This is a genomic window from Nocardia sp. CA-084685, assembly GCF_050955785.1.
Taxonomy (GTDB): Bacteria; Actinomycetota; Actinomycetes; order Mycobacteriales; family Mycobacteriaceae; genus Nocardia.
In genome coordinates this window covers 4,380,929-4,407,693 of sequence record NZ_CP192094.1, presented here as the reverse complement: position 1 = coordinate 4,407,693, position 26,765 = coordinate 4,380,929, and the positions used below count along the sequence as shown (strand labels likewise).

Below are 26,765 nucleotides of genomic sequence, written 5' to 3'. Positions count from 1 at the left end.
CTCGAGCCCGCGCGCCAGCACGGCGATGGCATCACCGAGTGCCTGGATACTGGATACGGTTATCGAGGTTGGCGACCGGATCGGCCTCTTCGGCCACGGCGACCGGTTGCCACTCGATCAGCGACTCCTCGACCTCTGGGCGCGCACCGCACAGTACGCCGTACAGATGCGTGGGCAGCACCGCGAAGATCCGATTCAGTTGGCCAGGGGAGAACAGCTCCGACAACGCCGCCGTGACCGCACCCGCGACCGGGCCGACCTCGTCCTCGTCGATACCGGCCTCCCGCGCGAACTGCCGGATGAATTCGGCGAGGCCATGCCGGACCGGCACATGGGTCGGCACCCATCCTTCGTAATATGCGCCGCGCAGTATTTCGGGCAATTGCGCGGCCAGATGCGCCGAACTGCTGACATTGATGCGGTCGCGCACGGTGTGCAGCCAGGCACGCAGCGCCCGGTAGGCGAAGGCCGGGGCGTCGGTATCGAGATTGTCGGCGACGGCGCGCAGCCAATCGTGCGCGGTCTGCACGGCGGGCGCGAGGGGATCGGCGGAGTGCGGCATGGCTGGCCTCCAGGGTGCTTGCCGATGTTGTAAGCCCCAGCCTGCGACGTGCGCGGCCACCAACCTAGGGCCGAAGGGTGCCCTCGAGTGAGCCGATGGTCCCGCGTTCGGATCGGCGTTCGCCTTATCACGGCAGCGTGTCGGCATCGGCGAGGGCAGAGTCGGAAGTCCCTTCCCTGATAGACGTTTCGCACCAGGTCCGGGTCCGGAGACTCCGCCGTGTGATGCTCGGGCCCGAGACGATGGCGATATGACAGATACGGTCCCGGTCGGCGCAACGACGAGCGGGGCGTTCGGCTGGACGCCGATCGACAAGCCGCAGGCCGAACAGGCGCGGGCCAATCTCATCGACTACGACCGAACGCGTCGCAGCGTCGGGGAGCCGCTGAATCCGGAGGTCGTGGTGTGGGGTGAACGGGTACTCGGTCGACCGGTGCACGATAACTGGTGGCAGACCGAGACCGGCGCGATAATGATCGCCAATCTGGCCGCCGCGCAGGTGCGTCCGGGCTCAATGGGGCGACCGCTCCCCGGTATCGAAGCGACCACGCTGAAGCGCGGCCCGGATGGTCGCGCGGCGGTCGTCGACGGCGCGGTAACCCCCACCGAGCCCGGGGAGCCCGGCGAGTTGGCGCTGCGCCCGGGCTGGCCGTCGATGTTCCGTACGTACTGGGGCGAATCCGAGCGCTACGCACGGTGCTTCGCGGGCGGCTGGTACCTCAGCGGTGATCTGGCCCGCCGCGACGCCGATGGCTACTACTGGTTCGTCGGCCGCGCCGACGACGTCATCAAATCCGCCGGTCACCTAGTCGGCCCGTTCGAAGTGGAAAGCGTCCTGATGGGGCATCCCGCGGTCGCGGAGGCCGGCGTCATCGGCACGCCGGATTCGGTCGCGGGGGAGCTGGTGAAGGCGTTTGTGCTGCTGCGTCCCGGCTTCGAAGCCTCGGAGGAACTGCGTGCCGAGTTGACGGCATTCGGTCGTAAGGCCCTCGGCGCGGTGGCTCCCAAGCAGATCGAATTCACCGAGACTATGCCGCATACCCGCAGCGGCAAGGTGATGCGCCGACTGCTCAAGGCCCGCGAGCTCGGCCTGCCCGAAGGCGATACCTCGACATTGGAGGGCCCGTCATGACCGGACCCACATTGGACAAGGACGAGCGCATCGAATTGTTGCGGCAGATGGTGCGGATCCGTCGCTTCGAGGAGCGCTGTGTGCAGCTCCACAGCGCCGGCTCGATCCGCGGCTTCCTGCACCTGTACATCGGTGAGGAGGCGGTGGCAGTCGGTGTGCTCGGTGCGATCGGTCCCGATGACGCGGTGGTCTCGACCTACCGTGAGCACGGGCACGCGCTGGCCCGCGGCCTGTCGATGGACGCGCTGCTGGCCGAAATGTACGGCCGCGCAACAGGTTGCAGCCGTGGACACGGCGGGTCGATGCACCTGTTCGATGCCAAACGGCGTTTCTACGGCGGCAACGCGATCGTCGGCGGCGGGCTGCCGATCGCGGTCGGGCTGGCCCTGGCCGATGCCTTGCGGGACCGTCCGATGGTGACGGTCTGCCTGTTCGGCGACGGCGCGGTGGCCGAGGGCGAATTCCACGAATGCCTAGGACCCGGACCCGGTGCTGATCTTCGAGCCGTCGTCGCTGTACAACGCCGAATCGGAGCCGCCCGCCAACGCGGGCGCGACCGATATCGATCGTGCGGTGGTTCGGCGCGCGGGCACCGACGTGACGCTCGTTGCCTACGGCGGCACGCTGCGGGTGGCGCAGGCGGCCGCGGACGCGCTGGTCACCGACGGTATCGAGGCCGAGGTCATCGACCTGCGCACGCTGCGCCCGCTGGATGAGAAGACGCTGCTCGATTCGGTGACGCGCACGCACCGGCTCGTCGTGGTCGACGAGGGCTGGCGCAGCGTCGGCATCGCCGCCGAAATCGCCGCGCGCGCAGCCGAATACGGCTACTAGGAACTCGACGCCCCGGTGCAGCGGGTATGCACCGCCGAGGTGCCGATACCCTACGCCAAACACCTGGAGGAGGAGGCGCTGCCACAAGCCGCCGATGTGGTCGCGGCGGCGCGCCGGGTGGTGAGCTGAATGACCGAATTCCGGATGCCCTCACTGGGCGCGGACATGGAGGAGGGCACTCTGCTCACCTGGCGGGTGCATCCCGGCGACGTCGTGCACAACGGCGATATCGTAGCCGAGGTCGATACGGCCAAGGCGGCCATCGAAGTCGAATGTTTCGATGACGGCACAATCGGTGAGCTCCTGGTGCCGGAAGGGGCCACGGTCCCGGTCGGCACCGTGCTTGCCACGATCGAGCCGAACGGTGCCGGGTCCGGCGCGAGCGCTCCGGTGAAACCGGTTGCGGTTACGTCGCCTGCGATGGAAGCGGATCGGACGGAAACGGTTTCGGCAGAATCCGGTGCGGCCGAACGGCCGCCTGCTATCGAGAAGACCCGGGCGCGGTCGAAAGCCAAGCACACCCGGCGTTCACCGGACAAATCGGCCAAGACCGGTCCTGGGCATGCGGCGCCATTGGTGTCCACAAGTGCCGACGTGCACGCCACACCATTGGTTCGACGCTCGGCCCAGGAGGCCGGTATCGACCTGGCCACTATCCATGGGTCGGGACCTGATGGGCGCATCGTTCGCGCCGACGTGGAACGCTTCATCGCCGCCCGCCTCGATACGACCCGCGCCGCAGGTACGAAAACCACAGGCACGCAACGTGAAACCACCCCGGACACCGGCGACTCCACGACGCTATCGGTTGGTGCGCAACCGGTAACCCGCTCGGACGCCGGTATCGTCTCCGGCGTGGTGCGGGCCTCCGGATATGCCAGACGCCTGGCCCGTGAGCTCGGAGTCGATCTGTCGGTAGTGCTCGGCGGTGGTCCGACCGGAGCGATCCGGGCCGCAGATGTCCGGGCGGCGCAAGAAGTCGCCGTGCACGAATCCGCCGCGAAAGTGCCGCGAACCGAAGAGGTCTCGCCGTACGGCGCGGTGAGACAAAGTGAACCGACGCAGGCTGCCTCGCCGCAGCACGGTACGGCGGCCATGCGCCGGACGATCGCGGTGGCCATGACCCGCTCGAAACAGACCATTCCGCACTACTACCTATCGACCACCATAGATGTCACCGACGCCGCCGAATGGCTGCGTGAGGTGAACAGGGCCGCTTCGGTGCCGGATCGAATCGTGCTGGCGGCCTTGCTCTTACGTGGGGTCGCACTGGCCGCGCGCACCGTCCCAGCGATGAACGGGCACTGGGTCGAGGACACCTTTCGTCCGGCCGACACCGTCGACCTCGGCATGATCGTCTCCCTGCGTGGCGGCGGCATTATCGCCCCCCCCTTTGGCACATGCGGACACTACGCCGATCCCGGAATTGATGGGTAGGCTGCGCGGGGCCGTCACCCGGGCCAGGTCGGGGCGGCTGCGCTCCTCGGATACTGCCCTGGCGAGCATTACCGTGACCAATCTCGGTGAGCTCGGTGTGGAATCGGTATTCGGCGTGATCCCGCCGCCGCAGGTGGCGATCGTCGGTTTCGGCGCGGCCATGGAACGCCCCTGCGCGGTCGGCGGATTGCTCGGTGTCCGGCCACAGGTGACCACAACGCTGGCAGCCGATCACCAGGCCAGCGACGGCGCGGTCGGCGCGCGCTTTCTCAACACCATCGCCGAACTGCTGCAACATCCGGAACAATTGTGAACTCCGAAAGGTCGTGAACGGCCATGTCCCACACCCTGTCTCGCGACGAGGCCGATGCTGTCGTCCGAACCGCGCTGCGCGGATTCGCCTCCGATGCCGAACTCGCGACGCTGGCGCGCACCCAACCCCTGCGCCCGACTCTGGACCTCGACTCCCTCGACTTCCTCACCTTCGTCGAAAAGCTCACGCGCGCAACCGGAGTACGCATCGATGAATCCGACTATCCACGGCTCGCATCGATCGACTCGTGCGTGGAGTTCCTCACTGCTGTCGAGTAGCCGGGTTCGGCAGTATCGGTCGGCCACACCGCACGGGTGGGCCGTCATCAGATACCTCGAACATACGCATCTCGCGCTCAGTTCGGTTCAACGGAGCTCGAGGACCTCGTCGAGCGGACGGCGCGGAGTCGGGGCGAGTTCGGCTTCTTCGGGTGCACTGCCGATTCGGATTACCACCTGGGGGATGTCCGGATCGGGGATCAGGTCGGCAATTACAGAGCGGCTGGTGGCGAGTTCGGTGATGTGGGTCAATGGGCAGGTGGCCAGGCCACGCGCGGTGCATTCGAGCAGCACCTCCGAGAGCGCCTCGCCGGTGTGCAGCCAGTGCGCCGGGGTATCGCCGACGGTGCTGAGCACCACCAGACGGGAGCGATCGGCGAGCTCGGCTCGGCGGACCGAATACGGTGCCGGCGGGAAACCGCGTCCGAACTCGACCCTGGCCGCCTCGGCCTCTGACACCAGCGCCGCGGTGGGCACGCCCTGCTGAGTATCCGAATGTCCTGTCCACCAATGTAATTCATTCTGATAAGGCATATCGTAGCGGCGCAGCGCGGTGGCATGCTGGGCCGCCGCGGCCAGTCGCGGCCGACTGCGGTCGGCGATCTCGTCGGTTGCCACGTGATGTGGTCGTGCCAGTTCGCGCACGGCGTCGAGCACGTCGCGCCAACCGTCCGGCGCCAGCATCGGCAACCGGTCGGTGTAGCGGTCGTGGATGGCGCGCACGCGGGCGGCCGTTGTATTCAGCGCACCGGTCCAGGGCCGAAACTCGAGTGTGGCCAAGTGATCGGTCACATCAGATTCGGGCAGCCGGATGACATCGGCGAACCAGCCCATCGATACGAAGGCCAAGCGCGCGTGGTCGAGCACCGCGCCGCAGCTGATGACCAGCTGTCTGCCAAGCGGGTCGGCCGAGCGCAACAGTCGGCTGGTATCGCGGTAGAGATGCAGTCGCGTTCCGTCGTAAACCCAGCGCCACGGCTGGGTATTGTGCACCGATGGGGCTCGGCAGGCGAGCATCAGTGCCATCCGCACTGTCCGCAGATCGGGTGCACTCCCATGGTCACTCGCATTCACACCCTGATCTCACACCACCCGCCCATCCCACCACGACAGCCCTTCCACACCAGTCCAAGGGCCGATGGTCACCCACACCTGATCGACTGGGTACCACGCGCTGACAGCAACGGCGTGGAGGTCGTTTGTCCCTGGCGGAGGAGGCCATCGACACTGCCGGGGCCCGGTGACGTGCACGCACAGTTGATCGGAGCTGGCGACACTGTCAGCGGCATCAGTCGTGAGCCGAGGAGATGCCGAGATGATGTATTGGTACGACCACGATCTCAATGGATCGGAGTGTGTGGATGAGCATCGGAATGGTGCTGTTCTGGGAGCTGCTGATCGCCGCCTTCGTGATCCTGGTCCGCCTCTCTACTCGACCCGATCCTTCATCGACGAACCGGCACGAACGGGTGGCCGAAAAGCTACTGGCCGAACGTTTCGCGCGTGGCGAGATCGATGAGAAGGAGTACGCGGATCGCCTTGCGACGCTGCGCGCCCACATGGCAGCCGGATCGCCGGATAGTCGCAATGTATGACGACGTCGCTGTACCGGTGGGGCGCAGGGCGTCCTCGCCGACTCTCGAGTGATCCGCGAGGAGTCGGGGAATGTCATGCGGGGGTATTCGAACATTGTTGGCCGCAGGAGCGTGATTCATCCCACGGCCTCGATCAAAGAGCACTCGGTCTGTGGTTGGCAGGGACCTTCGGCTCTGGGCGGCGGCGGGGCGCGATGGTGGCATGGGGAGCCGATGGATTCCACCCGTAACCGATCCCGAGCGCGTCGCCGACTACCGCGTCCGCGGCCGAGGCTCGAGGACGTGATGGCCACCGTGATCGAGATCGAACCGAACATTGTCACCAGCATCAGACTCATCGAACCCGAAAGGTAGGCAACACCATTGACACATGAGCTGACCCAGCGCGAAATATTGAGCGAACTCGAGCCAGTAGCCGAGGACTGTGTCCACCGGCACCTTTCGATGGCCAAGGACTGGTACCCGCACGACTACGTGCCATGGGATGAGGGCCGCAACTTCGTGGAACTCGGCGGGATTGATTGGGCGGCCGAGCAATCCGCGCTGAGCGAGGTTGCCAAGGCGGCGATGGTCACGAATCTGCTCACCGAGGACAATCTGCCCTCCTATCACCGCGAGATCGCAGAGAACTTCTCCCGCGACGGCGCGTGGGGTACCTGGGTGGGCCGATGGACCGCCGAGGAAATGCGGCACAGCACCGTGATTCGCGACTATCTGGTGGTCACCCGCGGCGTCGATCCGGTCGCGCTGGAAGAGGCCAGACTAGTGCATATGACCAACGGCTTCTCGTCGGGGGTGAGCACGGCCGATGTGGACAGCGGGGCTGGATTCTTACATTCGGTTGCCTATGTGAGCTTTCAGGAGTTGGCCACACGGGTCACTCACCGCAATACCGGCCGGGTGTGCAATGACGCGGTCGCCGACAAGATGTTGCAGCGCATCGCGGCCGATGAGAACCTGCACATGATCTTCTATCGCACCGTGTGCGGCGCTGCGCTGGATCTGGTACCGGATCAGGCGATCGAGGCCGTCGCCAACATCGTGCAGAACTTCCGGATGCCCGGTGCCGGGATGCCGAACTTCCGTCGCAACGGCGTGCTCATGGCCAAGCACGGCGTCTACGACCTGCGTCAGCATCTCGAAGAGGTACTGCAACCGGTACTGCGGCAGTGGAATATTTTCGGCCGCAACGATTTCAGCGCGCGCGGCGAACAAGTACGGGAACGGTTGGCGGCGTTTCTCGAGGATATGGAGCGGGTGAGGATTCCTCGCTTCGAGGAGCAGCGTGACCGCGCATTGGCTCGTGAACGTGCCCGTGTGTGATCTACCGGCCACCGGCACGGACCGGCCCGGCGGGTCTCGGCGTGGCCGCTGCTCTAGTATTCCTCGCTCTTCCAGGACTATTGGCTGTCGCTGCTGTAGTCGGCCTATTCGTGGCGAATGGTCAGGATGTCGGTGAGGGGGCGGCGCGGCGTCGGCGGAGTTTCCGGTTCGTCGGGTGCGGTGCCGACCCGGATCACCACCTGGGGGATACCGGGGCGAGGGAGCATGCTCTCGATAATCTCTCGGGCCGAGGGCATTTCGGTGATGTGGGTCATCGGACAACTCGCCAGACCGGCGGTCGTGCATTCGAGCAGCAGTGCCGAGAGCGCTTCGCCGGTATGCAGCCACGCGGTGACCGACTCACGGGGCGAGCTGAGCACCAACAGTCGCGCATTGTCCTCGAGGTCGCCGCGGCGGGCCGAATGCGGCGCGGACGGGAAGGTGCGCCCCACACTGACGCGGGCGAATTCGGCATCGGAGGCAAGTGCCTCGCGCGGGACGCCTTCTGGATCACCGGAATGCCCGGCCCACCAATGCAATTCGGCCTGGTATTCCATGTCGTAGCGGCGGACGGTAGTGGTGTGTTCGGATGCCGCCGCGAGCTTCTGGTGGGCGCTGTCATCGAGGAGATCGAGCTCGAGGTCGTGGGGTGTCACCAACATGCGCGCGGCGTGCAGAAACTGTGCCAAGTCGGTCGGCGCGTACATCGGCAGTCGGTCGGTTCGGCGCCGATCGATAGCGCGGGCCCGGACCAGTACGCCGGCTGGCGGCTCGGGCCACGGCCGGAACTCGATGACCGCCAGATAGTCGGTGCGGTGAGAATCGGGTAGCCGGGTGGTATCGGTGTGCCAGCCCTTGGCGCCGAATGCGGTGCGCACATGGTGCAGCATCGCCCCACAGCTGATCACCAACTGCCTGCCGAGGGGGTCAGCTGAAGTCAGGAGGCGATCGTCGTCGCGGTACAGATGCAGTCGGACCCCGTCGAACACCCAGCGCCAGGGCTGGGTGTTGTGCAGCGACGGCGCTCGGCTGGCCAACCGCATGGCCGCCAGCGTCGTCTGGTGGTCCGGCACGGAACGTACGGAAGAAGCGCTGCTATCGGTCATACCATCGAGTGTCATCGGCCGCTGAGAGAGCCGATATGGGCCTTGCTCACGTTCTCGAAGGTCCATGGTCACCCGCCGACTCGGGCCGGTGCGCCGGATATTGCGATGCCCGGGGCCTTTTGTTCACTCTCGGCGCGCTGTTCGATGCCGAGCAGCATCTTGCGCTCCATGACCCAGCTGCCCGGCTCCATGATCAGCCGGTTGAACAGACGCAGGGGTGCCATTGCATCGGGCAGCGCGATGCGGTTGCGGCTCACCAGGCGCGTACCCTCGGCGTTCGGGTAGAGCCCGAATGCCCATACCCAGTGACCGTCCGTCGAGGCGAATACGAGTGCCCGTTCGGGCTCCAGTACGGCGACTCGCAGGCTCGGCCCGCTCTGGCCGAGCGCGAAAGTGTCACCGACAGTGAGATTTTGGTACTCCGGCAGGATGGTGTCGGCACTGTGCATATCCAGTCCGAGCAGGTTCTCGATCCAGTCGTAGGTGTAGGCGCCGCCCCGGCCGGGACCCATCTGGACCAGCCACGGCCAGATCCGCTCTGGGGTGGCGTTGATCGTAATCGACCTGGTCGCAACGATATCCGGGTCGGTGAGCAGACCGTCACCGGGCATGGTGCGGGCCACTTCCTCCTTGGTGGAGCCCCAGTTGAGGCAGCGATCGCGCAGGATCACCTGATAGCCCCATGCCAACCCGGCCAGGTATGTGCCGACACCGATCACAGCAGCAGTCGTTTTCTTCATATCCGCTACTGTCCGCCGAAGCCGGCGGCGGTAACAGGGGCCTTCGGTAGCAGAGGAGGCGACTTTGGTCCGCGACGGTCGGCACCTCCATGACAAGTGCCGTTTGTCCTGGTTGACGCGGTTCAGTCGGGCTCGATCTCGCCTCAGGCGTCCCCGTCGCGGTGGAGCGCGGTGGAAAACGGACCGATCGGCGTGCTGAGCAGGTCTTTAGGCCCTTTCGCCAGGTAACCGACGCTGCGAGCGTGACTATCGAACGGTTCAACAAAGCAGGAGGACGAAGATGCCGAGCCAAACCCCTACGCATGCGCCGCTCAACGCGCCGATTGTTGTCGCGGTCGACGGTTCGGCCATATCTCTCCAAGCGGTGGCGTGGGCGGCGGTCGACGCCGCAGTACGTCGGCGCCGCCTGGAAATCGTGACATCATTCGCGATTCCGTTCGGCTTCGGACCGGCGGCGACGGTGACCCAGACCGATATCGACCTGCTCCGCAGTGACGCCGAACGAGTACTCGACCAGGCCATTCGGGTCGCGCGCGGCGCGGCGTCGGATGCGGCCCTGGCGATCACGACCGAATCGATCGACGAGCCGATCATTCCGGCGCTGTTGACCCGGTCGAAGCAGGCCAGCATGCTGGTCGTCGGTGGCCGCGGCCTCGGCGCCGTGCGCCGCGTGCTGCTGGGTTCGGTCAGCGCCGCGATCACCCGACACGCACACTGCCCGGTCACCGTGGTGCACACCGACTCGGAGACCAATGCGATCTCAGCCTGCAAACCGGTACTGGTGGGCGTCGACGGCACCGAAAACAGCACGGCCGCCATCGAATTAGCCTTCGAGGAGGCATCGCGGAGGAGGGTGAGTCTCATCGCCCTGCATGCTTGGAGTGACGTGAGCGGTCTCGTGGCCGAGACGGGCTGGGCGAACATTCCGGAATCGGAAAACGCGCTGTTCGCCGAAGCCCTCGCGGGCTGGGCCGAACGCTACCCGGATGTCTCGGTCCGCCGAGTCCTGGTGTGCGATAACCCCGTTCGCTCTCTCCTCGAAGAGTCGGCGAACGCCCAACTGGTAGTGGTCGGCAGCCATGGGCGCGGCGGCTTCGCGGGCATGCAACTCGGTTCGACCAGTACCGCATTACTGCATTCGGTGGAGTGCCCGATCACAGTCGTGCGGGTTGAATGATGCAGTCCGCGGGTGCTGGATCTGTGGGCCAGCAGTGTCGGTCTCCTCGGTTCAGCTCCGGCAGACGAGTACCGGGCATGTGGTGTGGTGGAGCAGGTCTCGGCTGGTCGATCCGAACAGCAGCGCCGAGGCGGCGGGGTGGCCGTGGCTGCCGACGACCAGCAACTGCACGTCACGCGCCATCTCGCTCAGCACCGAGCGCGCCAGGCCCGGGACCGGCACCTCGATGACCTCGACATCCGGATATTCCGTGCGCCAGCCCGCCAGTGACTCGGCCAGCAGCGCGCGCTGCTGCTCATTGTGGTCGAGACAGTGGCCAACCGGTTCGATGCGTGACGGCCAGCAGTGCACGGCAGTGAGCTGCACCTCGAGCGCGGCGGCGATTTCGAAGGCGTGGGCAATGGCCGGAACGCTGAGTTCGGTACCGTCGATGCCCACCGCCACCGGCTTACCGCGCGGAATGGGCTTACCGTTCGCCCCGCGCCACACCCCGACCGGGCAGAGCGCATGCTGGGCGACCCGCATGGTGGTGGGTCCTACCAACCGGTCCCCATAGGCGGTCCGCGCCCCGACCACAACGATGCGGGCGTGTGCGCTCAGCGCCACGAGCGCCTGGGCGGGCGGCCCTTCGGGGTACACCGCGTTGATGGTCAGGTCCGGATTACAGGTGTACACGAGTCTGCGGGCGCGCTCGACGGTAGCCTGGGCGGAGTGTGGCGGCGCCTGGATAACTTCGACCAACTGCTGTTCGGGCATGGCCGAGCGCGGTTGTGCATAGGTGATCAACAGCGGTGCGTGTAGAGCGCCACCCAGATAGGCGGCCCAGCGTGCCGCGTTGAGTGCCGTCGGCGAATCGTCGACGCCGACGACGATCGAGCTGCGATCGGCCCTGATATTCATCGATTCGCACTCCTTTGCCCGCGAGATCTTCGGTTGGCGTCACAGCGACTACCACACATTCCACCCTCGTCCTCGGCAGACCGCCGTGGTAGGGACATTGGTGCTCGAAGGCAAGGCCCTCGGTCAATCGGAACACGGATGCGGGAGGGACTCGCGTACTCAGTTCGAGTGCTGCGGCGCAGCATGTGCCGACCGTTGCGCGCGGCCGGTGGTGAAGCGCGCCGCGCGGCGGTCCACGCGATGGCTGGTGACTCGGGACCTTTGCGGGGCAATGGGTTTCGGGACACGGAAGAAGAAATGTTTGCCCAGCTCGACTAGAGCAAGGTAGGCGAGCACCATAAGTGTCAGGGCCAGAAAGAAATCACCGGGCAGTGGCGTGAAGCCCAGGTCATGGGCGAAGGGCGTGGCGGGCAGCAGGGCCCCGGTCGCCACCGCGGCCAGCGCGGCCATGACCAGCGTGACGCTGGGGTGGCTCCGGAAGAACGGGGTGCGGCGAGTCCGGATGACGAACAGGACCAGGGTCTGGGTGGCCAGCGACTCCACGAACCAGCCGGTATGGAACAGGGCTTCGTCGGCGTGGAACACCCCTAGCATGATCGCAAAGGTCGCGAAGTCGAACAGCGAGCTGATGGGCCCGAAGACCAGCATGAAGCGCCGGATCAGGCCGACATCCCAGCGCGATGGGCGCGCCAGTTGCTCCGGATCGACGGTATCGGTGGGAATGGCGAGTTGGCTGGCGTCGTAGAGCAGATTGTTGAGCAGGATCTGCGACGGCAGCATCGGCAGAAACGACAGGAAAACGGAAGCACCCGCGGCACTGAACATGTTGCCGAAATTGCTCGACGTGCCCATCAGGACGTATTTCATGGTGTTGGCGAAGATGCGTCGGCCTTCCACCACACCATCGGCCAGTACATGGAGGTCCTTTTCCAGCAACACCACATCGGCAGCGTCCTTTGCAACATCGGTGGCCGACTCCACCGAGATACCGACGTCGGCGGCATGCAGTGCGAGTGCGTCGTTGACACCGTCCGCGAGAAAGGCGACATCGAGGCCGGAGGCCCGTTCCGCACGCACGATCCTGGCCTTCTGTTCCGGGTCGACGCGCGCGAATATCGTGGTGGTCGAGATGCGTTCGCGCAGCTGTGGGTCCTCGAGGCGATCGATGTCGGGCCCGGTGAGGACCCCGCCCGGCGGCAGTCCGAGCTCGGTGCAGACGTGGCCGGCGACGTCCGGATTGTCACCGGTGATGACTTTCACCACCGTGCCGAGTTCGGCCAGCCGCAGCAGCGCGTCGCGTGCGGTGGCCTTCGGCGGATCGAGGAATACCAGGAAGCCGCGCAGCCGCAGGCCGCGCTCGTCGAGCCCGACGAGGGCGTCCCGGCCGGGCGCGGGACGCGTCGCCACCGCGACGATGCGATGCCCGGCCCGGAATTCATTGTCCAGCACGGCTTTCGCGGTATCCGGCAATTCGGCGCACAGCTCCAGCACCGCCTCCGGCGCGCCCTTGGTGATGATCACAGGTTCGTCGTGACCCGCGGCGGCGAGTACAGTGACCAGGCGGCGGCGGTGATCAAAGGGCAGCACGGCCAGTTGGGTGTACTGTTCGGCGGCCGCCCGCGGTGCGGTCGGTGCCCGCCAGAGGGCGGTGTCGAGCGGGTTGCCGTCGCCGCCGCGGGCCGTGGCATCGGTGCAGATCAACCGAGCAGCATCGTTTCGTCCGAGGCGGTGCCATCGGGACCGAGGGCGCGCATGAATTCGACCCGGCCCTCGGTCAAGGTGCCGGATTTATCGGTGAACAACACCTCGACATCCCCCAGATCCTCGATGCACACCAGACGTTTCACCAGCACCTTGCGGCGCGCGAGCTGCCGCGCGCCGGCGGCCAGACTGATCGAGACCACGGCGGGCAGCAACTGCGGGGAGATGCCTACGGCGATGGCGAGGGAGAATAGCAGTGCGTCCAGGATCGGTCGGTGCAGCGTCACGTTCACCACGAAGATCCCGATGGTCAGTACTGCGGCGACCCGTACCAGCAGCAGTGAGAATCGGCGCAATCCGAGCTGGAATTCAGTGTCGAGCTGGCGTTTTCCGAGTCCGAGAGCGATTCGGCCGAAGACCGTCGAGCCGCCGGTCGCCACCACCACTCCGCGTCCCTGGCCGGCACTCACCACTGTGCCCATCAGTGCGCAACTGCTCAGCTCCGCGAGCGTGGTGCCGGGCGGCACCGGCGGGACGGATTTCTCGGCCGGTATCGATTCTCCGGTCAGCACCGACTCGTCGCATTGCAGTCGCGTCGTGCCGAGCAACCGGATATCCGCTGGTACGAGCTGCCCAAGCCGAAGTTCGACGAGATCGCCCGGGACCAGCTCGACCACGCCGACAGATTGGGCCGTACCATCGCGAATCACGGTCGCGCGGTGTTGGATTCGATCATGCATCGCCTCCGCAGCCCGCTCGGCGCGGTACTCGTTGGACAGACCCAGTCCGACCGAGGCGGTCAGGATCACCCCGATGATGAGCGCGTCGGTGTGCTGGCCGAGAATGAAGGAGGCGCTGGCGGTGGCCGCGAGCAGTAACAGCAGCGGAGATCGCAACTGCCGCCACAGCGCCGGGAGCAGGCGAGCCTGATGTGAGCGGATCGCGTTGGGGCCGACGGCCCGCGACCGGCGACGGGATTCCGGTGTCGTGAGACCCGCGTCGGTGCTCGACAGCGCCGAGAGCACGTCCGCGATCGGCATCGCACCGGCGACCGATACCTGGAGTAGGTCGAAACCTGTGGTGTCACGATCGACTAGACGCGGCGCGGTGGTCATCGCGATGCGACATGTAGGCGGCTGGATCGAGCAGGCTTGCGTGGCGCGACGACCTTGTCGGCTAGCTCGACCTGCGTTTCGGTGAGCCGCTCGACGGCCTTGGTCGACAGTGTCTCTGGCCGGACCGTCACGACCGGTCGCCTGAGTATGTCATGTGCGTCAATAACTGCCACCTCAGGAAATAGTCGGACTTCTCGACTCATCATCGGTGGCGGACCGCCGCGGGATCGAGGGGCGAAGGTCCGTTTCTACCGAGAACTCGGTCCTACACGGACTACCGCGAACCATCGCGCCACCCCGGGCCCGTCAGTGAGCGCATCGCCGTCGCAGACGGAAACACCGATTGCGATCGATCATGGCGATTTCGGTGTGACCGGTGGCGTTATCGCGAGCTCTCGGTGCTGGCCGGAAGGTGTTGTGCGCATATAGCTTCCACGAATTCGCCGACGGTGCTCTCGGGCAGCCGCCGGGACAGGTCGGCCTCGGTGATGATGCCGACCAGCTTGCCCGCCTCGGTCACCAAAAGTCGTCGGATTTGGTGTCGCTCCATCAGTGTCAGTGCGGCATCGATTTCGGTGTCGGCGTCGACGGTGAGCAGCTCGTCGCCCTGGGCCATTTCACCGGCTGTGGTCGCGCGCGGGTTCGCCCCGGCGGCAATGCATTTGACGACGATATCGCGGTCGGTGACGATGCCGACCGGATGTCCCTCACCATCGCAGATCGGCAACGCGCCGACATCGAGCTGACGCATCCGCTGCGCCGCGGTCTCCATGGTGTCGCGGACCGTAATACTCGCGACATCGGACTGCATGATGGCCTGTGCGGTGGTCATGGCTGGCTCCCTTGTCGAATGAGTCGTGCACTGGTCACACCCATCATCGACGGTGTCGATGCTGCTCAGCGAGGGCCGAAAGTCACCACGGCGACGACTCCCCGATACTGGTCCTGATGGCTGTACGGGGTCGGCCATCCTCGGTGAATTCGGCTCGCTTCGGCGCCGCACCGGAAATGATCGCGGCCGCTGCGATTCCGCAGACTGATATGCCGGTCGGAATCATCGAGTTCGATGAGTCCCGAATCCAAGGAGCGTATTCGGTCACGATGGCGCCTATCTCGATCGTCACGAATCCTGTCCGACGGGCCGGCTCATCCCGCGCCACTCCCGGTCCAGCGCCGCGTAGCGGCGCGCACGCAGCAGCCCGCCGATCCCGTAGCTAAAGAGCACTGTGCAACTCCAGACAGTGACGAGAATCATCAGGCCGATGCCTATACCGCTGTTGGCGGCGTTGATCGCACGAACTGGCGGGGTGGTGACATCCCCACCGCGGTCGAGCCACACCTGCACCGCATCGCCGGGCGCGGACTTGCCGGGAACCTCGGTGGTCGTCGTTTCGGAGCGCCCGTTGCGATCCCAACGCACGGTCGCTTCGAACCGTTCGGTGCTCGCCCCGTAGGGGTCCACCGTCACGATCCGTTCCGGTTTCGTCGTGATCGTCGGGGGCACAGCGGCTTTCGTTGCGTTCTCGACCCGGATCCGGCTCGCGGCCGCGGTGTAGCCGGCGGTGCCCGCCGCGCCCGCGACCGGCACCGCGACGAGCATGACGATGATCGCGAACAGCCACACCAGCGCCTCGAATCGGTCCGATACCCGCATCAGCGCACTGGTGTGCCACGGTCGCCGCCGCCACAAACGGGTAGACAAGGACGGGTATTCCGGCATGATGATTACCTCGAATCCTGTGTCGTGGCGTCAGGCTCGGATAACGGGTTCGGCTGCGACAACTCATGTCGCAAAGCTGCCAAGCGCGCCGCCGCGTGCAGCTCCCGATCACGTAGCTGCGCGCTGCTCAGGACATAGGCGTCGGGGCCTGGGAAGGTCAGCGCGCGATGCCCGGTATCGGACCAATGCACCAGGTACGGTGGCGAACCATCGGGCGAATGCACCTCCTCGATGAGGCCGCGCCGAGTCGGGCCGTGGTTGCCACCGCCCTCGACGATCAGCCAGTCTCCTGGTTGTGCGTGCATGACCGGACCTCCGAGTAGTTCAAGCTGTCGTGCGCGGGGTGCGCAGGATGTGGATGAGGAAGTAGCCGGTGACGGCGGCCATTGTCGCGGCCATCAACATGCCGCCGGTGATGCCGATCAGCACCACAAGCGCCGTGGACTGTCCGGGCTGCCACAGCGGGCTGGTGAACGCCGTGAAAACGAGCAGTCCGGCCAACCAGGCAAGTGAGGTCGCCCAGATCCAGCGGTTCGCACCGATTACAAAGTGGCGCAATACAAACCACTGTGCGACGCCGATCGACAAGAGCAAGATGATCCCCCCGATCACCGCCGCAGGCACCAAGGTCCATGGCGACCATGTGTCGAGTCCGTCAGCGGCCAGTACCGGGACCGCGCCGATCGACCAGGCGACCAATGCCCCGAATGCGGTGGCGCGAATCCAGTCACCCGGACGCATTCCGGGCACGGCCGACCGCAATACCCTCGCCTGGAACCAGCCGAGCACACTGCCCTCGACAAGACCAGCTATCAGCAGCGCAACGGCGGCGACGAGCGGTGCGGCATCGCGTACCACGGCGCCGGTCACTGCTGGCGCCGCGAAGCCCAGCAATTCTCCCGATGTGACGCTGGTGAACCAGTGCCGCCATAGTCTCTGCGGTTCCGTGCGCAGTTCCAGGATGGCGCCGACAATCGGCTCGCGCGTACCGGACAACTCGATCACCACGATCGGATCGGTCGTAGGTACCTCTGCGCGCGGAAATGCCGCCTGATAGATCGCTGCTGCTTCCTCGCGTTCCAGCGAATCCGGTTGTGTCACATGCCCCGTTCCGCGATACCACTGGCCGTCGAGCCATAGCGAGAGCGGCTGGGAGGTGCGGAAGGTGCGCCACCACGTCTTCGACTCGGCGCGGCCGACCCGGACGATCACTTTGCCGTCCATGCGGGCATAGGACACGGGTAAACCAATACGACGACCCGAACGCCGCGCCTGATACCGCAGCTCGCACAGGTTGTGGCGCAGGCCGCGGGCAAGCGGAGAATGCAGTGCCGACAACATTACGGATGCGCCGAATCCCGACGCCCGGTATCGAGCCGCGCTCGTCGTCATCTGTCAATCGTCACGCCATCGCGCGCTACGGCGGCAGGACCGAATGGCACCGATTCCGCAGCCGTTCGCCCCTGAGATTGCGCCGCTGTTCCAAGACCGGAACCACGTGATCGAGGTCGACAGCGACCGGCACAGAGTCTTTGGTCCCACCGATCCCAGGTCGGCCCAGAACGAGTGGATCGCGACAGATGATGCGACTGTGTTCACACGCCGGAGATATCGCGTCGATCGAAGATCGGCAAGGCGACCAGCAGGCACTCGATTCCAGCGCTTCCAGCGGCCCACGTTCCTGTTCACCGGCGATCCCAAGCGACCCGTTACCGATGGCGAACACCAGAAAAGGATCGGCAGCAGCATGCTGAACAGTTCGCCGCTCAAAATCCCGCGCCGGAGAAGAATGGTCCAGGTTGAACAGTTTGCGCAGAGGCTCCGTGCGCCGCACCGTCCGCACCCCGTAGATGCGGCGCAGGCCAGCGAGAACCGGTGGTGTGCTCGCGAACACGAGGGCGAGCCGCCGCAGTGAGCGCGTCATCGAGTGGGCGTCGCGGGGAGAGTGGCACGTGCGCGGCACTGGTCGAGGCCCAGCCGATTCGGACGATCAGCTGTGGGAAACCGCTGTTGGACAGGACATCCGCGCGCACCAAGTCCCGAGTGCCAGGCACTTCCAGCGGTTCGGTGAGCGGACAGGTGGCCAACCCGAACGTGGTCGCGGCGAACAGCGCCGCTGGTGGCCTCGTCTGTGCACGACCGGGACACGAGGTCGTCGGCGGTGGGCGTGGTCGCGCTGAATTCGATGGATGCGAGCTATTGCGGCTCGGCCGGATTCGGGACCCGGTGCACCACGGCGTGCCAACCGAACGACCGCGCCGCCACCCGGAAGTGGTGCAGTGCTGTCCCACAGCTGAGCAGCAGATCGCGCCGATCCGGATCGGTCAGTGGCGGCTGTCGACTGTAATCGGCGTGCAGGCGCACCGTGCGGTCGCCGACGCGCCACTGCGACGGCTGGGTGGCGGGCACTCCACTCGGCGCATTGCCCGAACTGTGTGAGCGGTTGGACCGCCAACGCCTGCTCGACACGATGCCCACACCCCGCTGCGTGCGGGTAGAGCTGCGGAGTTCGATGTGGACGTCATTGCCGCCGCGACCACACCGGGACTTCTGGCCCTTGATCACAGGGACGGATCGCCCGAGTCTGAATAGGTGAGAGCAAGCGGAGAGCCCGCACCGGTGATAGATGTCCGCCGACACGACGCGGTGATCTTCGATATGGACGGGGTGGTCACCGACAGCGCGTCGATGCATGCCGCCGCGTGGACCGAACTGTTCGACGCATTTCTCGCCGAACACCCCGCCGAGCCGGGCCAGCACCGATCACCGTTCACCGAGGCGGATTACCAGTGTTTCGTGGACGGTAAACCGCGCTACAGCGGTGTGGCGGATTTCCTTGCGTCGCGCGGAATTTCGCTGCCTTGGGGTGACCCGTCCGATCTGGAGCACGACGCCACCATTTGCGGTCTCGGCAATCGTAAGGATCATCTGTTCTGGGACCGGCTGGCCCGCGACGGAGTCCCGGTTTTCGAGTCCACGGTCGCGCTGGTGCGTGAGTTGCGTGATGCGGGGTTCGGTACGGCGATCTTCTCAGCCAGCTGCCACTGTGCCCAAGTGCTCGAGGCCGCCGGTGTCGACGATCTGTTCGCGGTGCGCGTCGACGGGACGGTCGCCGAAGAGCTGGAAATGACCGGCAAACCCGACCCGGCGACCCTGGTCGAGGCCGCGCGCCGGCTCGGTGCGGATCCGAGCCGGACCGTCGTCGTCGAGGACTCCGAAGCGGGAGTCACCGCCGGTCGACGGGGTGGGTTCGCCTTGGTGATCGGCATCGACCGGACCGGGCACGCAGACCAGTTGCATTCCCAAGGCGCCGATGTGGTGGTCACCGATCTGGCCGAGGTCCGCGTGCGTGCCGGATTCCGGCACATGTCCGAGGTTACGGGTGCGCTGGAGTCCTGGCCCCGGATCTCCGCCCTGCTCGATACCGAGAACGTGGCCGTACTGATGGATTTCGACGGGACGGTCGCCGAGATCGTTCCGGACCCGGATACCGCCACCCTGGTCGAGGGAGCCGCTGCGGCGATCACCGCGCTCGCCGACGTATGCCCGGTCGCGATCGTCAGCGGCCGCGATCTGACCGATCTGCGCAAGCGGGTGGGGTTGTCAGGAATCTGGTATGCGGGAAGCCACGGCTTCGAACTGGTCGCCCCCGACGGCAGCTATCACGTGCACGATGCGGCACCGGCCGCCGAACAGGCGATCGCCGCAGCGGCCGCAGAACTCGGCCGCCGGGTCGCCGATATTCCCGGAGTTCGGGTGGAGCACAAGCGATTCGCCGTCGCGATGCACTATCGAAACGCCGCGCCCGAAGTCGTCGCCCGGGCGATCGGTGCGGTGCACGCGGTCGCGCAGCAGGGCGGGCTGCGAGTGACGAACGGCCGAAAGGTCACCGAGTTGCGCCCGGATGTGGATTGGGACAAGGGGCGAACTCTGGACTGGATCCTGAATCATCTGCAAGGCCCGGAACTGCCGATCTATCTCGGCGACGATCTCACCGACGAGGATGGCTTCGACGCCGTCGCCTCGCACGGGATCGGAATCGTGGTGCGTCACAGTGAGGACGGGGACCGGAGCACGGCGGCGCGATTCGCGGTGGACGGTCCCGGCCGCGCCCGTGAGCTCCTCGACCGGATGGCGGGGACCCTGGCTCGCGCATCCGACTCGGCAACGGCCGATGCGTGGACACTCGTCTTCGACGGGTACGACCCACACACCGAGAAGTTGCGCGAAGCACTGTGCACGGCGGGCAACGGCTACTTCGCCACTCGCGGTGCCGCACCCGAATCGCGAGCCGGCGAGTACCACTATCCAGGCACCTACGTGGCCGGAATCTACGACCGTCGCAGTGACAAGCTCGCAGGGCGAACGGTGGACAATGAGAGCCTGGTGAACCTGCCGAACTGGCTGCCGGTGTCGTTCCGAATCGATGACGAAGAATGGTTCGACATCGACACCACCGAATTGCTGTCCTACCGACAAGAACTCGATCTGCGCCGAGCAGTGCTCACCCGCAGTTTCCGATTCCGCGACACCGCGGAGCGGATCACGCGGGTCACACAGCGACGGTTCGCCGCCATGCACCGGTCACACGTATGTGCCATGGAGACGACGATCGTTGCCGAAAACTGGTCGGGACGGCTGGTGATCCGCTCGACACTCGACGGCGCCGTACAGAACTCGTTGGTGCAACGCTATCGGGCCCTGTCCGGTGACCATCTCACCCCGGTGTTGGCTACGAAGCTGTCCACCGATTCGGTACTGCTGGTCGTGCAGACCAGCCGTTCTCGGATTCCAGTGGCGATGGCGGCCCGCAACAGAATTCAGCGAGACGGGGAAACGATCACCGGCACAGGACAACTCGTCGAGCACAACGGCATGATCGGACACGATATCGATATTCAGATGACCGCCGGGACTGCGGCGATCTTGGAAAAGGTCATTACCGTCTTCACCGGGCGCGACCACGCGAGCTCCACTCCGGAGGAGGAGGCCGCCCGCTGGATGAGCTGCCAGCCCGGCTTCGCGACGCTGCTGGACGGGCATACGGCGGCGTGGGAGCACCTGTGGGACAGGTTGCGTATCGATCTCCAAGACCGCGAGAACGCCGTGCGCATACTGCGCCTGCACCTGCTGCATCTGCTGCAGACACTCTCCCCCAACACCGCCGACCTCGACGTGGGTGTCCCGGCGCGGGGCCTGCACGGGGAAGCTTATCGCGGACATGTTTTCTGGGATGAGCTGTTCGTATTCCCGGTGTTGAATCTGCGTTTCCCCGCCCTGACCCGATCGCTGTTGCGCTACCGCTACCGCCGTTTGGCCGAAGCACGCCGCGCCGCGGCTGAAAACGGTTGGGCAGGTGCGATGTTCCCTTGGCAGTCCGGCAGCGACGGCCGCGAGGAAAGCCAGCAGATGCATCTCAACCCCCGGTCCGGGCGTTGGAACCCCGACCCCAGCCATCGAGCCAGGCACATCGGCATCGCGATCGCCTACAATGTCTGGCACTACTATCAGGCGACCGGTGATCGCGAATTCCTCACCGAATACGGCACCGAAATGCTGGTGGAGATCGCCCGGTTCTGGGCGAGCATCGCCACCTATGACGCCGAGCGCGACCGTTACCGCATTCGTGGCGTGATCGGCCCGGACGAATTCCACTCCGGCTATCCGGCAGCTCCGGACGACGGCATCGATGACAATGCCTACACCAACGTCATGGCGGTCTGGGTGATTCTGCGGGCGCTCGACGCAGTGGAGCTGCTGACGCCGCGCGATCGCGCCGAACTAATGGAGACCCTCGGCGTCGCAGCATCGGAGCCGGCGCACTGGGCCGAGGTCAGCCGCCGCATGTATGTGCCGTTCCACGACGGCGTCATCAGCCAGTTCGAAGGCTACGACCAATTGGGGGAACTGGATTGGGACCGCTACCGGGAGCGCTACGGTGACATCCGAAGGCTGGACCGGATCCTCGAGGCCGAGGGCGACGACGTCAACCGATACCGGGCGGCGAAGCAGGCCGACGTGCTGATGCTGTTCTACCTGCTGTCCTCGGACGAACTCCGAGAAATTCTGCAACGGCTGGGGTACGACCTGCCCGGGGAGATGATCCCACGCACCATCGACTATTACCTCGCCCGCACCTCACATGGGTCGACATTGAGCAGTGTCGTACACACCTGGGTGCTGGCCCGTGCCAACCGGGACCGCGCCTTGGAGTTCTTCGACAGTGTCCTGGAATCCGATATCGGGGACATCCAGGGCGGAACGACCGCCGAAGGTATCCACCTGGGTGCGATTGCGGGCAGCATCGATCTGGTGCAACGTTGTTTGACCGGGATGGAAACTCGTAGCGGGCGTTTGATATTCACGCCACACTGGCCCGAATTCCTGGGTTCGTTGGAGTTCCCGATCAGCTACCGCGGTCACCGGCTGACCATCAGGATCAGCGGCGACGGCGTGGAAGTGCGGTCGGAGCCGGGTGAGTTGGCGCCGATCGAAATCGAATGCCGAGGCCATGTAGAGCAGCTCGCGCCCGGCTGGACCTTTCGGGTGGAGCGGAGGTCGGCGCGACCCCAGATCTACGCCAGCCGGTAACTCCTGGAAGCGGATGAACACGAGGCGGTGATCGTCTCGACATCCGCGGTCCTGGGACAACGGGCGACTCTGTCGATCAGGCTGTATCGATGAGCAGCGATATCGGCGGATGTCGACATGATGGGCAACGGTCGGCCCGCGCCCTGCGGGACGTTCGGCCCTGCCGCGCGGGGCGGGAGTGCGATCGAATGAGGCACAGGTTCGGGTGGCCGGGCGTCGGCTGTGTGGAGGTGTCGGACACGGTGGATGAGATGAAGTTTCTGGCCGGTGTGCCGCGGTTCGTGTTCTTCACCGGCAAGGGGGGAGTGGGCAAGACGTCGATCGCGTGCGCTACGGCGGTGGCGTTGGCGCGGGCGGGGAGGCGGGTGCTGCTGGTGTCGACCGATCCGGCGTCGAATGTGGGGCAGGTATTCGGCGTCACCGTCGGCAACAAGGTGACCGCGATTGCCGGTGTGCCGGGGTTGTGGGCGCTCGAGATCGATCCGGAGCAGGCCGTGGCCGCCTACCGGGAGCGGATCCTCGCGCCGATGCGGGATGTCGTGCCGGAGGCGGATATCGCGTCGATGACCGAGCAGTTGTCGGGGTCGTGCACGACCGAGGTGGCCTCATTCAACGAGTTCACCGCTCTGCTCACCGACGAGACCAGCGGCTACGATCACGTGCTGTTCGACACCGCGCCCACCGGACACACCATCCGGCTGTTGCAGTTGCCGGGCAGTTGGAGCGAATTCCTCACCGGCGGCGGCGACGCCAGCTGCTTGGGCCCGCTCTCAGGACTGGACAAGCAAAAGACCGTCTACGCCGCCGCGGTCGCCGCGCTGGCCGACCCGCACCGCACCCGTCTGGTGCTGGTAGCGCGCCCGTCACGGTCGACGCTGGCCGAGATCGCCCGCACACGCACCGAACTGGCCACGGTCGGGCTGGCCGACCAGTATGTGGTGATCAACGGCGTGCTGCCCGACAACCTCGATTCCAGCGACCCGCTCGTGGCCGCGACCCGCCGACGCGAGCGCGCCGCAATCGAGGCCATGCCCGCAAGCGTGGAGGAATTGCCGCGGGATCTGGTCGAACTCGAGGCCACCAACATCGTCGGTGTCGACGCCTTGGCGACCCTGTTCGATCCCACCCCGCCTACCACCGGTGCCGTGAGGGCCCGGCAGGTGGCGGCGGTGGCCGATGCGCCGTTGGCCGGGCTGGTCGCGCAGATCGAAAACGAGGGACCGTGCCTGATCATGTGCATGGGCAAGGGCGGGGTCGGCAAGACGACCGTGGCCGCCGCGGTCGCGGTGGCGCTGGCCGAGCGTGGCCACGACGTGCATCTGTCGACCACCGACCCGGCCGGTGACCTCGCCGACACCATCGCCGGCAGCCTCGAACACCTCCAGGTCTCACGCATCGACCCCGCCCAAGCCGTCGCCGACTACCGAGACCGTGTCATGGCAGGAAAAGGCGCCGGGCTCGATGACGCCGGTCGTGCCGCTCTCGCGGAAGACCTGCGCTCCCCGTGCACCGACGAAGTCGCGGTCTTCCAGGCCTTCTCACACGTCATCGCCGAATCCCGGCGCCGGTTCGTCGTCATCGACACCGCGCCCACCGGTCACACCCTGCTGCTGCTGGACGCCACCGGCTCCTACCACCGCGACATCGCGCGCCAGATGGCGCCCGGCACCCGGTTCATCACCCCACTCATGCGACTGCAGGACCCCCGAGCCACCAAAGTCCTGCTGGTCACCCTGCCCGAAACCACCCCCGTCCTCGAGGCCGCCAACCTGCAAACCGACCTCGAACGCGCCGGCATCCACCCCTGGGCCTGGATCATCGACAACAGCCTCGCCGCCGCCGCACCCACCGACCCGCTCCTGCGCCGCCGCGCCGCCGCCGAACTCGACCAGATCCACCAGGTCACCACCCACACCACCCGCTACGCGGTCATCCCCGCACTCGCCGAGGAACCCGTCGGCATCCCCGCTCTCACTGCACTCACCCACACCGCGACCGGACGACGATCCCCCCACGCCTCGCCCGCCTGACCCACCGCAGGGCCCACCGCCGAGGAGAACCCCGGCAGGCGCGGCCGTCGCGGGGGTCACGCTCGGCCCGGTTACGTCAGCCGCAGCAGCCGGCGCCCGAGGCGACCGCCTGTTCCTCCGCGGCCGATCCGCAGCACGCGCCCTCGGCGGCAGCCTCCTCGGCGCTACCGCAACACACGGCCGCCGCCTCGGCATCAGCGGAGTTGGCGGCGAGTTCGGATGCGGTGCCGAAGGTTTCGCTGTCGGCAAGCACCGTGTACACCTCCCACCGCTCGGCGTCGGGCGCGGTCACCCACACCTTGTCCTGCGTCGCGAAGCAACACGTGGTGCCGACCGACTTCGAGGTTCGGGGGCGACATCAAGGACCGGAGTCCTCGGAGGAAGGACCGTAGGCCCTACTGCCCAGTGCGGGCACCGATTGAAATCAAGGAGCCATAAAGCTCTACCTACTGCCAGCACATTCGCCGGCACGGGCGATGGATTGGCGAACGCGCCCCGCCACGCTGACAGCTGGCGGAACTCGCTCGAGGACCCCTTTTTACATCGATGCGAGTTGCGCCACGCCGGCTTGACCCAGCCACTGATCCACCGACGGCCGGTGGCGGAGAACAGGCGAGGACGACGGGAGGACCGCATGACCGCACATGGGCATTCCCCGATCGTGGTAACCGTCGACCAGCAGCCAATCGGGCACGCCGCCGCCATGTGGTCCGCCCGCCTCGCCGAACAGCTGCACTGGCCCCTGCGGATCGTCTACCTCGCCTATGACCTGTCGGCGGGCATTCCAGCGACCGCACCAGATCGGCCAGCCCGGGCCCAGCCCGAGACTGCAGCCGTCGTCGACGACGCCATCGCGGCAGTACGCCGCGATTATCCCGACCTCGAGCTCAGTGGCGAGTCGATCGACGGACCGGTCCAGCAGGCGTTCGCCTGTGTGGGAGCGGACGCCCGGATGATTGTTTTCGGTGATTTCGACGTGCCAACACTCGACGTGTCAGCGGCCACCTTCCACACAACAACGGTCGGCGAGTGTGCCACTTGCCCGGTAACCTTCTGGCGGGGACAGCCCGGGCAGCTCCCAGACCAGCGCCCCGTGGTCCTCGCCGAGGACGATTACGTCGACGGCGCCGATGCCGCCCTCGCCGCATTCGGCTACGCCAACCTGTTCGGTGCACCGGTCATCGCCGTCTACGCCCGATCGGTAGCATCCGATACGGCCGCTGCTGACACCCGCGCAGAACCCGTTCCAGTCGCGTCAACTGAGCGCGGCTCCCTCGACGCCCATCTAGCCGCAGCACACGAAGTCTTCCCCGACGTCACTGTGTCCGCCCCCGCCGACATTTCGCATCGGGTGTTGCCCGAAGATGCGACCGGTGCGCAACTGGTGGTCACCGGAACCGATGGCCGTACACCTGTCTCGGAAGCGCCCGGTTTCAGGTCGTACCTGCTCCGCAGCAGCCCATGCCCCGTCATGATATGTCCGTCGCGGATACCTCCGGTGGGCCTCGACGCGGATCCGACCGCAACCACCGCTCGTACCGCATCGGCACCGACTGCCACGCCGGTTTCCGGGATGACCGTCCGTACGCTGACACCCGAGGACCGGGACGCGGTCGCGTCTTTGCACGAACAGATGTCGCCGCACGATGCTTATCTCCGGTTTTTCAGTGCCCGCCCGAAGCATATCGATGAGTTCTCGGATCAACTGTGCCGCCATGATTCCACGCACCACGCGCTCGGCGCTTTCGATGGTGATGACCTGATCGGGGTCGCCTATTACGTCGTCACCGGCACCACCCCGGGACACATCACCGCGGAGATGGCGCTAGTCGTCAATGCGCATGACCAGCGACACGGCATCGGCACATTGCTTGTCCGGCGACTGGGCGCGACTGCGAACCTCCACGGGGTGGCACATCTGACGGCGGAAATACTGGCGGAGAACACCCTCATGCTCGCCATCATCACCGAGCAGGGGTGGAGTGACGCGCTTCGATACGAGGGTGCCACCGTGCACTTCGATCTCGAACTCGCCGCCCACGAACAGGAAGATTTGGAAACACCCGTACTCCCGCAAAAGGAAAGTGCCCGCCGAACAATCCGAAAAGGACGCCAAGGAACGTAGCGTCAGCCATCCGCGTCCAGAGCGTTTTCCGAGAACCATGCCGGTCTCTGCACGTACACGCTTTTCTCGTTCGAGCGCCTCATCGA

Annotated in this window: 23 protein-coding genes and 3 pseudogenes; 13 read left to right on the top strand and 13 right to left on the bottom strand. The window is 66.0% G+C overall.

Going from position 1 to position 26,765, the window contains the following annotated elements:
* Nucleotides 1-31: 31 nt before the first annotated feature.
* Nucleotides 32-562, bottom strand: a complete 531-nt coding sequence (locus ACQP2U_RS19895; RefSeq protein WP_433716030.1) for a DUF2267 domain-containing protein — start codon at nucleotides 560-562, stop codon at nucleotides 32-34.
* Between the two features lie 370 nt (nucleotides 563-932).
* Here ACQP2U_RS19895 and ACQP2U_RS19890 point away from each other — a divergent pair.
* From ACQP2U_RS19890 to ACQP2U_RS19865, 6 genes and pseudogenes are all read left to right on the top strand, one after another.
* Nucleotides 933-1,694 (top strand): annotated as a pseudogene (locus ACQP2U_RS19890) (AMP-binding enzyme); the annotation flags it as partial.
* A pseudogene (locus ACQP2U_RS19885) lies at nucleotides 1,691-2,170 on the top strand (thiamine pyrophosphate-dependent enzyme); the annotation flags it as partial. The pseudogenes ACQP2U_RS19890 and ACQP2U_RS19885, both read left to right, overlap by 4 nt.
* Nucleotides 2,171-2,183: 13 nt before the next feature.
* The gene (locus ACQP2U_RS19880; protein WP_433716029.1) at nucleotides 2,184-2,528 is read left to right on the top strand and encodes a transketolase C-terminal domain-containing protein; all 345 of its coding nucleotides are present in this window, start codon (nucleotides 2,184-2,186) and stop codon (nucleotides 2,526-2,528) included.
* A gap of 129 nt (nucleotides 2,529-2,657) precedes the next feature.
* A complete protein-coding gene (locus ACQP2U_RS19875; RefSeq protein WP_433716028.1) occupies nucleotides 2,658-3,965 on the top strand; it encodes an E3 binding domain-containing protein in 1,308 nt (435 codons plus the stop codon).
* Nucleotides 3,958-4,278, top strand: a complete 321-nt coding sequence (locus tag ACQP2U_RS19870; protein ID WP_433716027.1) for a 2-oxo acid dehydrogenase subunit E2 — start codon at nucleotides 3,958-3,960, stop codon at nucleotides 4,276-4,278. The genes ACQP2U_RS19875 and ACQP2U_RS19870 overlap by 8 nt, the downstream gene beginning before the upstream one ends.
* Nucleotides 4,279-4,301: 23 nt before the next feature.
* On the top strand, nucleotides 4,302-4,556 hold the full coding sequence (locus ACQP2U_RS19865) for a phosphopantetheine-binding protein (protein WP_433716026.1): 255 nt from the start codon (nucleotides 4,302-4,304) through the stop codon (nucleotides 4,554-4,556).
* A gap of 87 nt (nucleotides 4,557-4,643) precedes the next feature.
* On the opposite strand, the gene ACQP2U_RS19860 is transcribed toward ACQP2U_RS19865, so the two are convergent.
* Nucleotides 4,644-5,630: an Acg family FMN-binding oxidoreductase gene (locus tag ACQP2U_RS19860; protein WP_433716025.1), complete on the bottom strand. Its 987-nt coding sequence runs from the start codon at nucleotides 5,628-5,630 to the stop codon at nucleotides 4,644-4,646.
* Between the two features lie 287 nt (nucleotides 5,631-5,917).
* On the opposite strand from ACQP2U_RS19860, the gene ACQP2U_RS19855 reads away from it, so the two are divergent.
* The gene (locus tag ACQP2U_RS19855; protein WP_433716024.1) at nucleotides 5,918-6,151 is read left to right on the top strand and encodes an SHOCT domain-containing protein; all 234 of its coding nucleotides are present in this window, start codon (nucleotides 5,918-5,920) and stop codon (nucleotides 6,149-6,151) included.
* A 363-nt stretch (nucleotides 6,152-6,514) separates the two neighbouring features.
* Nucleotides 6,515-7,474, top strand: coding sequence for an acyl-ACP desaturase (locus ACQP2U_RS19850; protein ID WP_433716023.1), 960 nt, complete (start codon nucleotides 6,515-6,517; stop codon nucleotides 7,472-7,474).
* 104 nt (nucleotides 7,475-7,578) lie between these two features.
* On the opposite strand, the gene ACQP2U_RS19845 is transcribed toward ACQP2U_RS19850, so the two are convergent.
* Both ACQP2U_RS19845 and ACQP2U_RS19840 read right to left on the bottom strand, forming a co-directional pair.
* Nucleotides 7,579-8,580 carry an Acg family FMN-binding oxidoreductase gene (locus ACQP2U_RS19845; protein ID WP_433716022.1) on the bottom strand — a complete coding sequence of 334 codons (1,002 nt, stop codon included), beginning with the start codon at nucleotides 8,578-8,580 and terminating at the stop codon, nucleotides 7,579-7,581.
* Nucleotides 8,581-8,648: 68 nt separating this feature from the next.
* Entirely contained in the window at nucleotides 8,649-9,320 is a 672-nt protein-coding gene (locus ACQP2U_RS19840) for an SRPBCC family protein (RefSeq protein WP_433716021.1), read from the bottom strand.
* Between the two features lie 280 nt (nucleotides 9,321-9,600).
* Here ACQP2U_RS19840 and ACQP2U_RS19835 point away from each other — a divergent pair, with 280 nt between their 5' ends.
* The gene (locus tag ACQP2U_RS19835; protein ID WP_433716020.1) at nucleotides 9,601-10,497 is read left to right on the top strand and encodes a universal stress protein; all 897 of its coding nucleotides are present in this window, start codon (nucleotides 9,601-9,603) and stop codon (nucleotides 10,495-10,497) included.
* Between the two features lie 51 nt (nucleotides 10,498-10,548).
* Here ACQP2U_RS19835 and ACQP2U_RS19830 read toward each other — a convergent pair whose 3' ends face one another.
* The 7 genes from ACQP2U_RS19830 to ACQP2U_RS19800 all read right to left on the bottom strand — a co-directional run bounded on the left by ACQP2U_RS19830 (nucleotide 10,549) and on the right by ACQP2U_RS19800 (nucleotide 17,157).
* Entirely contained in the window at nucleotides 10,549-11,397 is an 849-nt protein-coding gene (locus ACQP2U_RS19830) for a universal stress protein (RefSeq protein ID WP_433716019.1), read from the bottom strand.
* Between the two features lie 159 nt (nucleotides 11,398-11,556).
* Entirely contained in the window at nucleotides 11,557-13,098 is a 1,542-nt protein-coding gene (locus ACQP2U_RS19825; protein ID WP_433716018.1) for an HAD-IC family P-type ATPase, read from the bottom strand.
* Nucleotides 13,095-14,213, bottom strand: a complete 1,119-nt coding sequence (locus ACQP2U_RS19820) for an HAD-IC family P-type ATPase (protein WP_433716017.1) — start codon at nucleotides 14,211-14,213, stop codon at nucleotides 13,095-13,097. Before ACQP2U_RS19820 ends, ACQP2U_RS19825 begins: the two co-directional genes overlap by 4 nt.
* 382 nt (nucleotides 14,214-14,595) lie before the next feature.
* Entirely contained in the window at nucleotides 14,596-15,045 is a 450-nt protein-coding gene (locus ACQP2U_RS19815; protein ID WP_433716016.1) for a CBS domain-containing protein, read from the bottom strand.
* Between the two features lie 288 nt (nucleotides 15,046-15,333).
* The gene (locus ACQP2U_RS19810; protein WP_433716015.1) at nucleotides 15,334-15,933 is read right to left on the bottom strand and encodes an Rv1733c family protein; all 600 of its coding nucleotides are present in this window, start codon (nucleotides 15,931-15,933) and stop codon (nucleotides 15,334-15,336) included.
* Between the two features lie 5 nt (nucleotides 15,934-15,938).
* Nucleotides 15,939-16,238 (bottom strand): DUF1918 domain-containing protein, encoded by a 300-nt coding sequence (locus ACQP2U_RS19805; protein WP_433716014.1) that lies wholly within the window; start codon nucleotides 16,236-16,238, stop codon nucleotides 15,939-15,941.
* 19 nt (nucleotides 16,239-16,257) lie between these two features.
* On the bottom strand, nucleotides 16,258-17,157 hold the full coding sequence (locus ACQP2U_RS19800) for a hypothetical protein (protein WP_433716013.1): 900 nt from the start codon (nucleotides 17,155-17,157) through the stop codon (nucleotides 16,258-16,260).
* Nucleotides 17,158-17,368: 211 nt separating this feature from the next.
* Between ACQP2U_RS19800 and ACQP2U_RS19795 the strand changes: the two genes are divergently transcribed.
* A complete protein-coding gene (locus tag ACQP2U_RS19795; RefSeq protein ID WP_433716012.1) occupies nucleotides 17,369-17,848 on the top strand; it encodes a hypothetical protein in 480 nt (159 codons plus the stop codon).
* 281 nt (nucleotides 17,849-18,129) lie between these two features.
* Here ACQP2U_RS19795 and ACQP2U_RS19790 read toward each other — a convergent pair whose 3' ends face one another.
* Complete coding sequence (locus tag ACQP2U_RS19790) at nucleotides 18,130-18,402, bottom strand: hypothetical protein (RefSeq protein WP_433716011.1); 273 nt, start codon at nucleotides 18,400-18,402, stop codon at nucleotides 18,130-18,132.
* A gap of 123 nt (nucleotides 18,403-18,525) precedes the next feature.
* Between ACQP2U_RS19790 and otsB the strand changes: the two genes are divergently transcribed.
* Both otsB and arsA read left to right on the top strand, forming a co-directional pair.
* Nucleotides 18,526-22,524, top strand: a complete 3,999-nt coding sequence (gene otsB / locus ACQP2U_RS19785) for a trehalose-phosphatase (RefSeq protein ID WP_433716010.1) — start codon at nucleotides 18,526-18,528, stop codon at nucleotides 22,522-22,524.
* Nucleotides 22,525-22,775: 251 nt separating this feature from the next.
* Entirely contained in the window at nucleotides 22,776-24,554 is a 1,779-nt protein-coding gene (gene arsA, locus ACQP2U_RS19780; protein WP_433716531.1) for an arsenical pump-driving ATPase, read from the top strand.
* Nucleotides 24,555-24,630: 76 nt separating this feature from the next.
* Here arsA and ACQP2U_RS19775 read toward each other — a convergent pair.
* Nucleotides 24,631-24,900 (bottom strand): annotated as a pseudogene (locus ACQP2U_RS19775) (glyoxalase/bleomycin resistance/dioxygenase family protein); the annotation flags it as partial.
* Between the two features lie 288 nt (nucleotides 24,901-25,188).
* On the opposite strand from ACQP2U_RS19775, the gene ACQP2U_RS19770 reads away from it, so the two are divergent.
* Nucleotides 25,189-26,679, top strand: a complete 1,491-nt coding sequence (locus tag ACQP2U_RS19770; protein ID WP_433716009.1) for a GNAT family N-acetyltransferase — start codon at nucleotides 25,189-25,191, stop codon at nucleotides 26,677-26,679.
* Nucleotides 26,680-26,765 lie beyond the last annotated feature (86 nt).

Bases quoted from the DNA above. Each gene is read 5' to 3' on its own strand.
- ACQP2U_RS19895 (WP_433716030.1), bottom strand. From the start codon at position 562: ATGCCGCACTCCGCCGATCCCCTCGCGCCCGCCGTGCAGACCGCGCAC.
- ACQP2U_RS19875 (WP_433716028.1), top strand. From the start codon at position 2,658: ATGACCGAATTCCGGATGCCCTCACTGGGCGCGGACATGGAGGAGGGC.
- ACQP2U_RS19870 (WP_433716027.1), top strand. From the start codon at position 3,958: ATGGGTAGGCTGCGCGGGGCCGTCACCCGGGCCAGGTCGGGGCGGCTG.
- ACQP2U_RS19865 (WP_433716026.1), top strand. From the start codon at position 4,302: ATGTCCCACACCCTGTCTCGCGACGAGGCCGATGCTGTCGTCCGAACC.
- ACQP2U_RS19855 (WP_433716024.1), top strand. From the start codon at position 5,918: ATGAGCATCGGAATGGTGCTGTTCTGGGAGCTGCTGATCGCCGCCTTC.
- ACQP2U_RS19845 (WP_433716022.1), bottom strand. From the start codon at position 8,580: ATGACCGATAGCAGCGCTTCTTCCGTACGTTCCGTGCCGGACCACCAG.
- ACQP2U_RS19840 (WP_433716021.1), bottom strand. From the start codon at position 9,320: ATGAAGAAAACGACTGCTGCTGTGATCGGTGTCGGCACATACCTGGCC.
- ACQP2U_RS19835 (WP_433716020.1), top strand. From the start codon at position 9,601: ATGCCGAGCCAAACCCCTACGCATGCGCCGCTCAACGCGCCGATTGTT.
- ACQP2U_RS19830 (WP_433716019.1), bottom strand. From the start codon at position 11,397: ATGAATATCAGGGCCGATCGCAGCTCGATCGTCGTCGGCGTCGACGAT.
- ACQP2U_RS19820 (WP_433716017.1), bottom strand. From the start codon at position 14,213: ATGACCACCGCGCCGCGTCTAGTCGATCGTGACACCACAGGTTTCGAC.
- ACQP2U_RS19815 (WP_433716016.1), bottom strand. From the start codon at position 15,045: ATGACCACCGCACAGGCCATCATGCAGTCCGATGTCGCGAGTATTACG.
- ACQP2U_RS19810 (WP_433716015.1), bottom strand. From the start codon at position 15,933: ATGCCGGAATACCCGTCCTTGTCTACCCGTTTGTGGCGGCGGCGACCG.
- ACQP2U_RS19805 (WP_433716014.1), bottom strand. From the start codon at position 16,238: ATGCACGCACAACCAGGAGACTGGCTGATCGTCGAGGGCGGTGGCAAC.
- ACQP2U_RS19800 (WP_433716013.1), bottom strand. From the start codon at position 17,157: ATGGACGGCAAAGTGATCGTCCGGGTCGGCCGCGCCGAGTCGAAGACG.
- ACQP2U_RS19795 (WP_433716012.1), top strand. From the start codon at position 17,369: ATGGCACCGATTCCGCAGCCGTTCGCCCCTGAGATTGCGCCGCTGTTC.
- arsA (WP_433716531.1), top strand. From the start codon at position 22,776: ATGAAGTTTCTGGCCGGTGTGCCGCGGTTCGTGTTCTTCACCGGCAAG.
- ACQP2U_RS19770 (WP_433716009.1), top strand. From the start codon at position 25,189: ATGACCGCACATGGGCATTCCCCGATCGTGGTAACCGTCGACCAGCAG.